The following is a 13,643-nucleotide window of genomic DNA, read 5'->3' as shown; positions in this document are numbered from 1 at the left end:
CGCGTTCGAGCGGGCGCTGAGGGGCTCATGAGCGTCATCGAGACTCGCCAGAGGCCGGCCATCGGTGTCTTCGTCTTCATCGTGGGGGTCCAGGTTGCCCTGGCGGCACTGACCATCGATGTGCTGTCTTCGGTGCGTGCCTATGTCTCGGGTGAAAGCCTGTATTCCAAGGGCCAGAAGGATGCCTTGCTGCATATGCAGGCGTACTTTCGGACGCACAGCGATGCCGACTACCAGCGCTTCCTGGTGGCGCTTGCTGTGCCGGAGGGCGACGCCCGGGCGCGTCGCTCCCTGCAGGGCGAATTCCCCGACCGCGAGGCGGCGCGCGATGGCTTCCTGGCAGGGCAGAACCACCCCGCCGACATTGACGGGATGATCCGCCTGTTCGTCTGGGGCCAGGGCGTCCCGTTCATGGCCCGTGCCATCCAGACCTGGACCGACGCCGACGGTGCCATCGCCGAGTTGCGCAGCCTGGTGGATGGTGCCCATGGACGCATCGTCCGGGGGCAGCCCGATGCGGCCGAAGTCCGCGCGTTGATGGCGAAGGCTCCCGAGCTGAATGCACGCCTGACCCAACTCGAGCGGGGCTTCTCGAACGACCTGGGCCAGGCCTCTCGTACCGTGCAGGTGTTCCTGCTGGGGCTCAACGTGGTCACCGGCGCAGTGCTGTCGACGCTGGGTGCCGCGCACATTCGCGTGACCCTGCGACGAATCCGCCGGAAGGATGCGGAGATGACCGAGATCGTGCGGGCGGTGGGGGACGCCGTGCTGGTGGTCGACTCAAGGCACGAGGTTCAGTTGTTCAATCGGTCGGCAGAAGCGCTGTTCGGTTGCCCGTCCGCATCGGCTACGGGGGCATCGATTGATCGGTTCATCCAAGGCGGCCTTCCCGCTCTCGTTGCGGCGGCGTCTGAATCGCTGCATGAGCTCATCGGCCTGCGTGCCGGTGGAACCACGATTCGCCTCGAAGCCTCGCTATCGGCGCTGCACGCGAAGCAGGGGGCCTGCACCATCGTCGTCTGCCGCGATGTCTCCCGCCTGCGCGCAATGCAGGAGTCCGAGCGCCGCAAGCTCGCCTGCATCAACCTAGAGCTTGAACGGAAGGCCTATACGGACTCGCTCACCGGCCTGCCCAATCGCGAGGCGCTCGAGCAGCACCTGGAACGCCTCCTGGCCTCGGTGCGATTTGGCGGCCCGTCGTTTGCGCTGCTCTTTCTCGATCTCGATGGCTTCAAGAGCATCAATGACGTGCATGGCCACCTTGCCGGGGACAAACTTCTGAAGGAGGTGGCCGATCGCTTGCGCCAAGCGGTCCGCAGACAAGACGAGGTGTTTCGGATCAGTGGTGACGAGTTCGTCGCGATCGTGACGGACGATGCCGCCTTGCCCGCTGCGCGTGTGTTGTCGAATCGCATCCTGGCCGCCATCCGCGAACCGTTCGACCTGGAGGCGGCGATGGTCAGCGTCACCGCCAGCATCGGCGTGGCGCTGTACCCGGAGAACGGCGGCGACGCGCGCTCCTTGCTGCTGGCCGCCGACACGTCCATGTACCTGGCCAAGCGCAGCGGCAAGGACATGGCGTGTGTATGAGTGCTGCAAGACCGTTGCGGCGCAGCCCCTAAGGCCAGACCGGCGACGAAGCGCTCTGATCAGACCAGCTTGCGCAGCGCTGTCAGCAGCTTGTCGCGCTCGGCGCCTTCGCCCACCTGCTCGCCGAGCATCGCGTAGAGCTGCTCGCGCGTGCGCGCCTTGGCGGCGGCTTTCTTGACGACGATGGAGGCGATGGGCCCGATGTGCGTGCTCAGCACGCGCGTGGCCGCGGCCGTGACTTCGGGCGACACCGCTGAACCCCCGGTGGCGCTCCCGCTGCCCGCGGTGCTCGCACCCGCACGCGAACCGGCGCCGCTCGCATGCGAGCCACCGGTGACCGCACCGAACTTCGCCAGAAAGCGCTGCCGCTCGTCGTCGGTCGGCAGGTGTTCGCACAGGCTGGCCCGCAGGCTCGCCGCGTCGCGGTGCACGCGCGCGGCCTGGCGCACCATCACGCGGGCCATCGGGCCGACGAATGAGGCGAGGGCCACTTCCACCTGGTGCAGCGTGGCGGCGTCCCAGCCCGAGATGGGCGTGCTGCCCGAATGCGGGATGCCGCTCGGCGGCTCGAGCACGCCCACCGGGGGCGCGGGCGGGCTGTCGCCGCGCACGATGATGATGGTGGTCTCGCCGGTGTCGGGTTCGGCCGAGAGGTCGCGCCGGGCCAGCGCGGCGCGGAACTCGGCGACGCTCGCGTAACGGTCTTCCGGCCTCTTGGCCAGCGCGCGGGCCACGATCTCGTCGTAGAACGCGGGGCGGCCCGAGCCGGGCACCAGGCTCGGGGCCGTGGGGTGCTCGTTCACGACCTTGTACATCACGGTCTCGGCGCTGCCCTGGAAGGGCGGGTGGCCGACCAGCATGCCGTAGAGCAGCGCGCCCGCGGCGAACACGTCGACGCGGTGGTCGACACCCTCGCCGATGTACTGCTCGGGCGCCATGTAGCCAGGCGTGCCGATGGTGGAGCTGATCTGCGTGAGCACCACCGACTCGATGCGCGCGATGCCGAAATCGGTCACCTTCAACTGGCCGTCGTTCGTGACGAGCAGGTTGGCGGGTTTGATGTCGCGGTGCCATACGCCGTGGCGGTGTGCGCAATCGAGCGCCGCGAGCAGCTGATCCATCAGCGTGAGCACGTCGCACTCGGGCGGGCGGGGCGTGCCGTTCAGGATCTGCGAGAGCGTGCGGCCCTCCACGTACTCCATCGCGATGTAGGCGGTGTTCTCGTCTTCGCCGTACTCGTAGATCGCCACGATGCCCGGGTGCGACATGCGGCCTACCGCGCGGGCCTCGTTCTTGAAGCGCGCCGTGGTCGACGAGCCCGAGAGGTCTTGCCCGATCAGTTGCTTGTGGATGGTCTTGATGGCCACCGGCCGGTTGATCACCGGGTCGAACGCCTTGTAGACCACGCCCATGGCGCCCTTGCCGAGCACGCCAGTGATCGGGTATTTGCCTAGGCGTGTCGGAGCGCTCATCTGGCCGATTCTGGCGTCACGAATCGAGCATCCTCATCGCGTGGACCATGCTCTTGCGCATGCGCGTGAACGATTCCGCCAAAGTACCGATCTCGTCCTTCGACTTGACCGCGAAGTCGGGCGCATCGAGCTCGCCCAGGCTCACGCGGTCGGAGAGCTGTGACAGTTTGCTGACGGGCTGGATCACCAGCTTCCAGAGCATCAGGTTGAGCGCCAGGCCGATCAGCAGGAACACGCCCGCGAGCAGGCCCATCACCACGCCGAACGCGCGGTCCGCGCGCTCCAGCGGCACCGACATCGGCACCGACACCACCTGCGCGCCGAGCACCTCGTTGAGGTTCCAGCCGAAGCCGTTGGCCGGGCCGTACTTCTCGACCAGGGGCTTGGGTGCGTTCTCGACCGTGCTGTGGCAGCGCAGGCAGCCGGGGCCAGAGAGCTTGATCGGGCGCGCGATGTAGGTCACGGGCCCCGCCGGCGTGGAACGCTGGCCGATGAACTCGGTCGTCTCCGGCGAGTTTCGAAACTGGTGGATCACGTCTTCTTCCCAGTCCTGCGCGCGGTCGCGCGGGTTCGTGGGGTTGAGCATGGCCGGCTTGTACGCGTACTCGGGGTGGTTCTTGCGCAGCGCGTTCAGCACCTCGGACGACGAGTACGCCGGGATCGACTGCGGCAGGAAGGTGTAGCTCATCTGCGTTTCGAGCAGCGGCGCGATCTGCGTCGAGGTGTACGTGCTGACGGCGAGTGCGCTTTCCATCAGCAGCCGGGCGCGGTCGAGCACTTCGTCGTGTGCGTTCTCCTGCAGCAGCTTGCGCGCGATGTAGCTGGAGGCGCCCAGGCCGAGCGCGAACACGACCAGGAACACGATGTTGAACTTGACGAGCAGCTTCATGACTGACTTTCGTTGGCGCAGGCTTCAGTACTTGCCGCTGCCGGGGTAGGAGCCGACCGCGCTCGGCGAGGGGGCCTGGGCGGGCCGGGGGGTGTACTTCTCGGGGTAGAGGATGCGGTCCCACTCGGGGTGTGCGCGCAGGTTGTCGGCCACGCCGGCGCGAAAGGCCGGGTCGCGTGCGAGGGCCTTCCAGCGGGTGGCGAAATGCCCGCGCAGGCCTTCGGCGTCGATCCACTCCTGGGCGTCGGCGTAGGTGACGGTGCCGAGCGACTTGGGCTCGATCGGGCGTGCCTTGTAGAGCGCGGCCCGCGCGGGCAGGGTGTCGAGGAAGGGGCGCGGCAGGCGCTGGATGAACGCGGGCGTGGGGCGTGCCGTGACGGCCGACTTGGCCTCGCCCGCGCGGCTGTAGAACTCGCTCTTGCGCACGGTGATGGCCGAGCCCGGCTTGCCAGCGGTGCGTTCCTGCAGCTTGACCTCGCCGGATTCGGCAAACACCTGTGCCTCGCCCGGCTGCACCACGAACACCGCGCTGTGCGCCACGCTGACCACGTCGAATGCCGGCGTGGCGAAGGCGCCGGCGGCCGCCTCCAGCGGAGCAGGCACGGTCAGCTTGAGAGTGCCGCGCAGCACCCCCAGGCGCACCGGGATGCGGCTGCGTTCGGCGCTGTAGCGCGGCGAGAGCAGCACTCGCGTGTCGGGGCCGAGATCGACGATGACGCCGTCGCCGTACTCGATGCGCACGAACCGTGTCTTGGCGCCGGTTTCGACGATGTCGTCCTTGAGCAGGCGCACGCCTTCGGCGAGCTGCAGGCGGGTTGCGTCACGCGTGAGAACGGCCGCCCCGTCGACGATGGTCACCGTGGCAAGCGGCGGCGGCGGCTGGGATGGCCCGGCCGCCCATGCGGCGGCGGGGGCGATGCCGAGGGCGACGCAGGCGGCAACCCTGAGGGCAACCCATGTGAACAGCGAAAGCGAGGCGACGCGCTTCCAGACGGGCTTCATTGGTTCTCGAGCGGCAGGGAGGCAGGGGTGGCCCGAACGGCACGACCCTGAGGCTGAAAGCATACCGGGATGACCCCAATAGGGCCCCTGTAAGAAGCACCGGGGTAGAGGGGAAAGGGCCTCTCAGGCTGCGCAGAATTTCACGGAAACCAAGCCGCCGCGCCGCAGGCGCCCAGGCTCACAGATTGCCCGCGGCGGGCCGGGCGCTGTGCAGCTTGTGGATGGTGATCTTGCGCACCTCGGCCTTGCTGGCCTCGATGTGGGTGCGCAGCATCAGCTTGGCCGGGTCGGCGCGGCGCGCGAGGATGGCGCGCAGGATCTTGGCGTGCTCGTCGTAGGTGGCGGCAATGCGAGGGGGCTGGGTGAAGTCGAGCCGCCGCACGATGCGGATGCCGTCGGTCACTTCGGTGTGCACGCGCCCCATCTGCAGGTTGCCGGCGGCGGACACGAGCGTGGCGTGGAAGGATTCGTCCATCGTGGCCACTTCGGCGGTGTCGGTCTTGCGGTCCTTCTCGGGCACGAGCCACAAGGCCTTGAGCAGGCCGAGTTCGGGCATGGGGTCGAGGGCACACAGGCGGTCCACGGCGGCGCATTCGATCAGCACGCGCAGGTCGTACAGCTCCTCGAGCTTGCGGAAGTCGAACGGTGCCACGCTCCATCCGCTGCGGTAGGCGACCTTCACGTAGCCTTCGAGTTCGAGCCGGAACAGCGCCTCGCGCACGGGGGTGCGCGACATGCCAAGGCGCTCGGCCATGTCGCTCTCGGTGAAGCCATCGCCGGGGAGCAGCACGAAATCGAAGATGGCGGCCTTGAGGCGGCGATAGGCCATCTCGGAGCGCGTGAGGTCGCGCGGGTTGGTCTCGGGGTCTTTGGCCGGGGCGGCAGCCTGTGTGGCCGTCGGGCGCTTTGCAGCCGAACTCTTTGCAACCGAACTCTTCGCGGTCGCACTTTTCGCTGTCGGTCTTTCGGCCGGGGATTTCATCCGAGCAAGCTTACATGCGCGGCCACCACGCGCCAGCCTTGCGGCGTCTTCAACCAGGTCTGGCTCTGGCGCCCGAGGCGGGTCGAGCCCTCGCGCTGGAACTCGCAGTTGGCCGTGGCACAGCTGTCACCGTACGTGGTGATCACGACGCGCAGCAGTTGGCGCGCGAGGCCCGCGGAAGGGCGTGCGGCACGGAACGCGGCGATCTCGTCGAAACCGTAGAGGTTCTCGGTGGCGCCGTAGCGCAGCGTGTGCGGGCTGTTCCAGAACAGCTCGTCGAGCACCTCGACCTTGTTGCTCACCAGAGCGTCTTCGTAGCGTTCGAAGGCGGCGGTGACTTCGGCGAGGGTTTGCGGGTGGTTGATGTGCATGGCGTGCGGGGATCTGAGTGGGCCTTCGATACCTCAGGCCGAGCGAATGGTGGTGCGCGAGCGCCTACGTACACACTCCACCCGCTCAGGCGGATCCTTCGAAAACTCAGGACAGGGTACGAACTTCGTGCGCATCGAAGTCCCGCTCATCACAACCCCGCAATTGGCGAACTCGCCACACCGCTCGATTCGAGCGCGGCCGCCACGCGCAGGGCCAGGTCTTCGCGCCAGGGTGCCGCGATCACCTGCACGCCCAGCGGCAGGTTGTGGCGGCCCTCCGGCCACAGCGGTGCGGCCACCACCGGGCAGCCCGCAAAGGAGATCGGTTGCGTGAGCAAGCCCATCGACGGCCGCGTAGGCATCTGCGTTCCGTTGAGGTCGAAGCTTTCTGCGCCGATCGGCGTGGCCTGTACCGGAGTGGCTGGTGCGAGCAGCACGTCCCACTGCTGGAACAGCGCCTGCACCTTGTCGCGGTAGATGCGGCGGAAGCGCTGCGCGCGCAGGTACCAGTCGACCGGTTGCAGGGCACCCGCGATGAAGCGGTCTACCGACAGCGGCTCGAACTCGGCCGCGCGCTCGCGCAGCAGCGGCAGGTGCAGCGAACCGCCCTCGCTGGCCGTGGTCACGAAGGCCGCCACGCGGGCCAGCGCGGCGTCGGGCCACACCACGCCCGGCGTGGCATGCAGCGCCTGTGCCGCGGCTTGCAAGGCCTTGCGGGCCACCGAGCCGGCGTGCTCCTCGAAGTAGCCGTTCAGCACGCCGATGCGCAAGCCCGCCACGCTCTGGCCGATCTGGCCCAGCGTGGGTTGCACGCGTTCGGCATGGCAACCGGGGTCGAGCGGGTCGGGGCCTTGCAGCGCGTCGTAGGTGGAGGCCAGGTCTTCCACGCTGCGCGCGAACGGGCCGAGGTGGTCGATGCTCGCGACGAAGGGGAAGCTGCCGCGCCGCGAGAGCCGCCCGAAGGTGGGCTTGAGCCCCCACACGCCACACAGCGACGAAGGCACGCGGATCGAGCCGTTGGTGTCAGAGCCGAGCGCCACAGGCACCTGCCCGGCCGCCACGGCTGCCCCGCAGCCGCCGGACGAACCTCCCGACGTGCGGTCCATGCGGCGCGGGTTGTGGCACGGGCCGTAGTGCGAGTTCTCGTTGGTGAAGCCGTACGCGAACTCGTCCATGTTCAGCGCACCGACCAGCACCGCACCAGCGGCGTGCATGCGTTGCACCAGAGCGGCGTCTGCCGTGGCGGCCGGTTCGCCATTGCGTACCTTGCTGCCCGCGCGGGTGGTGATGCCCTCGATGTCGAACAGGTTCTTCACCGCGTAGGGCATGCCGGCCAGCGGCGGCAGCACCTCGCCGCGCGCACGCCGCGCGTCGATGGCCTGCGCTTCGCGCGTGGCGCGCTCGAAGGTGCCATCGGTGAAGGCGTTGATGCGCGGGTCGGTGACCTCGATGCGCGCCAGGCAGTGCTCGAGCGCTTCGACTGCCAGCATCTCGCCAGCGTGAACCGCGCGAACGATGGGAAGGCCGTTGGTCATGTCTTGCCGGCGTGCGAAGCTCATTCGCCCGCAGGTCCGTTGATGGTGTCGTCGACGGGCGGGAAGGGTGCCGGGCAATAGATCTCCGCCGGCTCCAGCTCGGCGTGCAGCGGCTCGCTCTGCAAGAGCGCCACCATCGCCTGTGTGCGCGCCAGGTGCGTGGACACCCGCCCGACCTGCGCTTCGTCGAGCGGCAGGGCCAGGAAGCGCGCGGTCGCGCGTACGTAGTCTTGGATGTCTGCCGCTGTGCTTGTCGAACTCAACGCCTCACCTCTCTTTGGAAGATCTCCAAGCTGAGCTTCTTGGTCGAGATGAAGCTCGGCTCGGACAGCGTGGCCACGGTGCGCGGCCGCGCGTCTTCGTAGTGCAAGATTTCGGCCACCCTGGTCGGCCGCTTGGTCAGCAGCAGCACCTGGTCGGCAAGGTAGACGGCTTCTTCCAGGTCGTGCGAGACCAGCATCATCGTGGTGCCCGTCTTGATGAACACCTCTTGCAGCTTCTCGCGGATGAAGAGCGTCATCTCGAAATCGAGTGCCGAGAAGGGTTCGTCAAGGAACAGCACCTCGGGGTTGGGCGCCAGCGCCCGCATGATCGAGGCCGTCTGCTGCTGGCCCCCGGACAGCTCGTAGGGGTAGCGCTTGAGGTCGAACTTGACGTCGAAGGAGGCGACGAGTTCTTCCATGCGCCGGTCGACCTCGGCCTTCGAGCGGCCTTCGAGCTTGAGCGGGTAGGCGATGTTGTCGATGGTGCGCATCCACGGGAACATCGCCTCGCGGTAGTTCTGGAACACGTACCCGATCTTGGTGTCTTCGAGCGTCTTGCCGTCGAAGAGGATTTGCCCGGAGTCGATGGGGATCAGGCCCGCGATCATGTTGATCAGCGTGGACTTGCCGCAACCGTTGGGGCCGAAGACGGAGACGATCTTGCCTTTGGGGATGTCGAGGTCGAAGTTCTCGTAGAGGGGCCAGCCCGCGAAGTACTTGGTGAGGCCGCGGATGGTGATGTGAGTGCCCGCGGGGCCGGGTTGGAATTTTGGTTGGGGGATGTCGGCGTAGGTGGGGCCGTTGAGGACTGCGTTCATGTCTTGCTCCCTTGTGTGCGGACCACTGTCCGCTCAGCCTGAGGTATTGAAGGCCTGCGCCACTCTGCGAAAAGTTGAGCACTGCGTGAGGCTGCGCCGGGGTTTCGGCCCGGCGGCCGACCCTCATTTCTTTGCTTGCCCAAAGAAAAGAAGGCAAAAGAAAGGGCACCCCGTTCGCCGGTCCGCCTAGGGCGGACTTCTCTGCGCTGCTCGGTCTTGGGGTGTCGCGCAGAACTCGCTACGCGCCTTGCCGGCGCTGCGCTCGGACAGCTGCGCGAAGTCAGTTGTTGAGGCGCTCTGCGCGCGCCACCCCAAGCCCTGCGCTGCTCGACGGCTCTCAGGGGCCCCCGAATGCGCTCGCCAGCTGCGCTGGCCTCGTGTCGGCGGGGTGTGGCCGTGGCGTACCTCCGGCCGCTCGGGCTGAGGTATCGAAGCCCTGCACCGCGCGTGGCGTACATCACCGCCCACTCCAATGAACAATCTTGCGTTCGACCACCAGGAACAGCACGTTCAGCGTGTAGCCCAACGCACCTGCCGCCAGGATCGCCGCGTACATCGTCTTCACGTTCAGCACCTGTTGCGCGTCGATGATGCGGTGACCCAGCCCCTTGTCGGAGCCGATGAACATCTCGGCCACGATCACGATCACGAGTGCCATCGAGACCGCCGAACGCAGGCCCACGAAGCTCGGTTGCAGCGACTCCCACACCAGCACGTCCTTGAAGATCTGCCAGCGGTTCGCACCCATCACTTTCGCCGCCATCACCCGCTGCTTGCGGGCGTTGATGACGCCGTAGGCGCTGTTGAACACCACGATCAGGAACGCGCCGAACGCCGCGATCGCCACCTTGTTGATGTCGCTCACGCCGAAGATCAGCAGGAAGAGCGGGATCAACGCCGAACTCGGCGTGGAGCGGAAGAAGTCGATCAGGAACTCGACGCTGCGGTACGCCTTCTCGTTGCTGCCCAGCAGCACGCCCAGCGGTACGCCCACCACAGCGGCGATCACGAAGGCTTGCACCGTGCGCCACACCGTCACGAGAAAGTCCGTCAGCAGCGCACCGCCGAGCAGGCCGGTGATGAGCGTTTCGAGCGTGGCCAGTGGCGGCGGCAGCAGGATCGGCTTGATCCACCCCGCGCGCACCACGATGTCCCACACGATGAAGAGCGCGAGCGGCCCCAGCACGGGGAGCAGGCGGCCCCAGTCGAACTTCTTGCGCAGGGGAGGTGCGGCCGAGTCGGGCGGCGACCACGGCGCGGCCGCTGCAGCAGCAGCGGTCACCGGCACGGCAGAGCTGTCACTCATGGCGCTCACCCCTTGAAGATCAGCGATTCCACGGACAGCTTCTTCTCGAACACGCCCTTCTCGGTGAACAGGTCGAAGAACTTCTGGAACGCGGCGATGTCGCTCGGTTTGAACTCGTTGTAGAGCATGTACGAGGCCAGCGGTACCTCGCCGGTCAGCGGGCCTTCGATGGCGGTGTAGCCCTTGAGGTACTGGCGCGCCTCGTCGGGCTTGGTGCGCACGAGCTCGATGCCCTTCGCGTAGGCGGCGATGTACTTCTTGGTCTCGGCCGGGTACTTCTTGATGAACTCTGTGGTGAGTGCCGCCGAGCCGCCGTGCCATGGTGCGAGCGGGTCGCCGAGGATGTACTTGGCGATCACGCCCGCTTCGAGCACGCGCGTGGTGCCGTTCATGCGGCCCACGGTGCCGGTGGGCTCCAGCGTGTAGCAGGCGTCGACCTGGCCGGCGGCGAGTGCGGCCACGTGCTGGCTGATGGGCAGTTCGGTCACTGCCGTGCCACCGGCGCCGGCACGTTCGAGCACGGTGAGGGCGAGCGTCTTGTTCTGGATGCCGGGGCCCGAGGCCACGCGCTTTCCCTTCAGCTCGGCGATGCTCTTGACCGGGCTGTCCTTGGGCACGATGAACTGGTCGAGCACGTACTTCGCGTTGCTCGGGTTGGTGGCGATGATCTTGTAGAGCCCGGGCGATGCGATCTCGCCCACGCCCAGGTTGCCCGAGCCGGTGCCGTTGGCGGCGCCGTCCGCGCGCCCCGAGAGCATGGCCTCCATCACCTGCTGGGCACCGGCAAACTTGATGGCTTCGACATCGAGGCCGACGTCCTTGAAGTAGCCCTTCTCGACGGCGGCGTACAGCGGCAGGCCGGCGGCGATCGGCCAGTAGCCGATGCGGATCTTGGGGCCGGCTTGCGCGCGCGCGATGGTGGGTGCGCCCAGGGCGATGGCGCCTGCGGCGAGGAGGCGGCGTCGGCGGGTGTTGAGGCGGGCTTCGGTGGTCATCGGTGGTACTCCTGGTGGCTGTCGGTGAAGGGGAGCGTGGGCGAACGCAGCGAGGTCAGGCGGCCGGTTTGAGCGATGCGAGGTACGCACGCCAGCCGCCGAACGAGGTGATGTCTTTCGCGCCTTCGAGCGCATGGGCCTCGCAGATGAAGCCGTGCACCGAAGTGCCGTCGGCGAGCGTCAGGCTGCCCAGGCCGAGCGGCGCGGGGATGAGCGCAAGGAAGGAGCCGACGGCCTCGAAGGGCAGGTCCCAGACCTCGACGGCGATGGCGGCTCCGCCAGACGCCACGCGCAGCAGCCCGGGCTTGGGCGGCACCGTGCCGGGCAGTGCGTACAGGCGGTACTGCGCTGCGGTGGTGGTGGGCGTGCGCAAGGTGGCGCCGCGTTCGGTGAGTTGCCCATTGAGCGGCAGGCCGCTCAGGTGCGCGCCGACCACGGCGATCGCGAGCGTGGGTGCGGCCGCTGGCGGGCGGGTGAGCTTGCAGGGCGTCTTGGTGCTGCGACCGATGGCGCCCAGCGGCAGGCCAAGCCGCGCCTGCCACACGGCGCCGAAGCGCGCGAGTGCGGCATCGAAGTTGGGCGGCGCGATGAATGTCACGCCGAAGGGCATGCGCTTGTCGGCGAAGCCGAAGGGCAGGGCCAGCGCGCACCAGCCGAGCAGGTTGACGAAATTGGTGTACGCGCCAAGCTGTGCGTTGGCGCCGATCGGGTCGGCCGCCACCTCGGCCATGGTGGGGTGCACGGGCGCGGTGGGCACCATCAGCACGTCGGCCTGTTGCCAGATCGACTGCGCATCGCGTTGCGCGGCGCGCAGCGCGTACTGGCCCCGAAAGGCATCGGTGGCGGTGAAGTTGCGCGCGCTCTCGACGATCTGCCGCACCGAGGGGTCGAATACTTCGGGCTGCCGGTCGAGCAGCTTTTGTACTGCCGCGTGGCGCTCGGCCACCCACGGGCCGCCATAGAGCAACTCGGCGGTGGCGTGCAGCGGCGAGAAATCGAGTGGCACCACCTCGTGGCCGAGCGATTGCACATGCGCCGCGGCCTTGGCGAACGCGGCCCGGTAGCCGCTCTCGCCCTGCGGGCCCGGGAACATTGGCCGCGCCGGGATGCCCACGCGCAGCACTGGCTTCAGGCGCGCCGGGCCGGGGGCGTAGTTGCTGTAGGCATCGGCGGCGTCGGGCCCCTCGATGAGCGACAGCACCTGCGCGGCGTCGTCCACCGTGAGCGCCATCACCGAGATGCAGTCGATGCTGCGGCACGCGGGCAGCAGGCCGCTGGTGCTCACGCGCCCCGGCGTCGGCTTGAGCCCGATGAGGTTGTTGAAGCCCGCCGGCACGCGGCCCGAGCCCGCCGTGTCGGTGCCGAGCGCGAAAGGCACCTGGCCCATCGCAACGGCATACGCGGTGCCCGAACTGGAGCCGCCGCTCACGTAGGTTGCATCGAAGCTGTTCGGCACGGCGCCATACGGCGAGCGCGTGCCGACCAGACCGGTGGCGAACTGGTCCAGGTTGGTCTTGCCGACAGGGATGGCGCCCGCGTCCACCAGCCTCTGCACGGCGAGCGCGTGGCGCGCGGCCGGCCCTGCGGCGAAGCCCTTGCACGCGGCGGTGGTGGGCAGGCCGGCCACGTCGATGTTGTCTTTCACGCCGAAGGGGATGCCCAGCAGCGGCAGGCTGTCGAGGACCTGCGTCCCGTCGCTGAGCAGGCGCGCGTCGCAGGCATCGGCGCGTGCCATCAGTTCGTCATCGGGCAGGCGCGAGATCCAGGCGGCGGCCGACTGCTGCGACTGCTCGGCCATGAAGCGCAGCATCAGCTGCCGCACCGTCAAGGTGCCCGTGCGCAAGGCCTCGCGCAGTTCAGGCAAGGTTCTGGGATCGATCATGTCGGGCTCGCCCTGCATTTGTGCATCCAAACTTGTATGCAAGATGCAAAGCAGATGGCGTGCCAGTGCGGTTCGACTCCTGGGGCGTTCAGCGGGATCGGCGATGGCACAAGCTGTGCTCGTGCGATGTACACGCTGCACGCGCGCTGCTGGCTGCGAGAATCGCCGCGACCTACGGCCCTGCCGGCACGCACCGGCGCGTGCGCCACGGCCTCCCTGAGTGAGCCCCGAGACCGAACACCCGAGCCCCCCGCCTGCCCGCGAAGGCCACGCACAGGCGCAGCCCTGGCCGCCCGCCCCGCCGCGGCCTGCGCCGCTCATTCAATGCCTGACGCTCGCGCTGCTGCTGCATGTGCTGCTGGTGCTGATCGTCGGCACGGCGCCCGGCTCCGGCGCCGGGCAGCAGGGGAGCGGGGCGCCACCCCTTCAGCTGGTGCTCGAAGGCGCGCGCGAACCGGATGACGCGGCCTCGGCGGTGGGTGGGGGGGGTCTGCCCGCGCCCACCGAGCTCTTGATTGCCATCGCGCCGCGCGACAGC

General features: G+C 68.2%; 12 protein-coding genes. 1 reads left to right on the top strand and 11 read right to left on the bottom strand.

Annotated elements, in window-relative coordinates:
* The first annotated feature begins 27 nt into the window (after positions 1-27).
* A complete protein-coding gene (locus tag AC1KAR_RS05775; protein ID WP_480315434.1) occupies positions 28-1,590 on the top strand; it encodes a diguanylate cyclase domain-containing protein in 1,563 nt (520 codons plus the stop codon).
* A gap of 59 nt (positions 1,591-1,649) precedes the next feature.
* On the opposite strand, the gene AC1KAR_RS05770 is transcribed toward AC1KAR_RS05775, so the two are convergent.
* From AC1KAR_RS05770 to atzF, 11 genes are all read right to left on the bottom strand, one after another.
* Positions 1,650-3,062 carry a serine/threonine-protein kinase gene (locus AC1KAR_RS05770; RefSeq protein WP_480315432.1) on the bottom strand — a complete coding sequence of 471 codons (1,413 nt, stop codon included), beginning with the start codon at positions 3,060-3,062 and terminating at the stop codon, positions 1,650-1,652.
* Between the two features lie 16 nt (positions 3,063-3,078).
* Positions 3,079-3,951 carry a c-type heme family protein gene (locus AC1KAR_RS05765; RefSeq protein ID WP_480315430.1) on the bottom strand — a complete coding sequence of 291 codons (873 nt, stop codon included), beginning with the start codon at positions 3,949-3,951 and terminating at the stop codon, positions 3,079-3,081.
* Positions 3,952-3,975: 24 nt separating this feature from the next.
* The gene (locus tag AC1KAR_RS05760) at positions 3,976-4,953 is read right to left on the bottom strand and encodes a hypothetical protein (protein ID WP_480315428.1); all 978 of its coding nucleotides are present in this window, start codon (positions 4,951-4,953) and stop codon (positions 3,976-3,978) included.
* A 178-nt stretch (positions 4,954-5,131) separates the two neighbouring features.
* A complete protein-coding gene (locus tag AC1KAR_RS05755) occupies positions 5,132-5,782 on the bottom strand; it encodes a GntR family transcriptional regulator (RefSeq protein ID WP_480315425.1) in 651 nt (216 codons plus the stop codon).
* Positions 5,783-5,931: 149 nt separating this feature from the next.
* On the bottom strand, positions 5,932-6,306 hold the full coding sequence (gene hpxZ, locus AC1KAR_RS05750; protein ID WP_480315423.1) for an oxalurate catabolism protein HpxZ: 375 nt from the start codon (positions 6,304-6,306) through the stop codon (positions 5,932-5,934).
* A 149-nt stretch (positions 6,307-6,455) separates the two neighbouring features.
* On the bottom strand, positions 6,456-7,865 hold the full coding sequence (locus AC1KAR_RS05745) for an AtzE family amidohydrolase (protein WP_480315421.1): 1,410 nt from the start codon (positions 7,863-7,865) through the stop codon (positions 6,456-6,458).
* Positions 7,862-8,104, bottom strand: coding sequence for a DUF4089 domain-containing protein (locus tag AC1KAR_RS05740; protein WP_480315419.1), 243 nt, complete (start codon positions 8,102-8,104; stop codon positions 7,862-7,864). The genes AC1KAR_RS05745 and AC1KAR_RS05740 overlap by 4 nt, the downstream gene beginning before the upstream one ends.
* On the bottom strand, positions 8,101-8,922 hold the full coding sequence (locus AC1KAR_RS05735; protein ID WP_480315417.1) for an ABC transporter ATP-binding protein: 822 nt from the start codon (positions 8,920-8,922) through the stop codon (positions 8,101-8,103). Before AC1KAR_RS05735 ends, AC1KAR_RS05740 begins: the two co-directional genes overlap by 4 nt.
* A 457-nt stretch (positions 8,923-9,379) precedes the next feature.
* Positions 9,380-10,228, bottom strand: coding sequence for an ABC transporter permease (locus AC1KAR_RS05730; protein ID WP_480315415.1), 849 nt, complete (start codon positions 10,226-10,228; stop codon positions 9,380-9,382).
* Between the two features lie 5 nt (positions 10,229-10,233).
* Positions 10,234-11,223 carry an ABC transporter substrate-binding protein gene (locus AC1KAR_RS05725; protein ID WP_480315413.1) on the bottom strand — a complete coding sequence of 330 codons (990 nt, stop codon included), beginning with the start codon at positions 11,221-11,223 and terminating at the stop codon, positions 10,234-10,236.
* A gap of 55 nt (positions 11,224-11,278) precedes the next feature.
* Positions 11,279-13,105, bottom strand: coding sequence for an allophanate hydrolase (atzF, locus tag AC1KAR_RS05720; protein ID WP_480315411.1), 1,827 nt, complete (start codon positions 13,103-13,105; stop codon positions 11,279-11,281).
* Between the last annotated feature and the right edge of the window lie 538 nt (positions 13,106-13,643).

This window comes from Piscinibacter sp. PDB1-1 (assembly GCF_056675995.1).
Note: the sequence above shows the minus strand (reverse complement) of the source record. Positions and strands in the feature narration are given on the sequence as shown.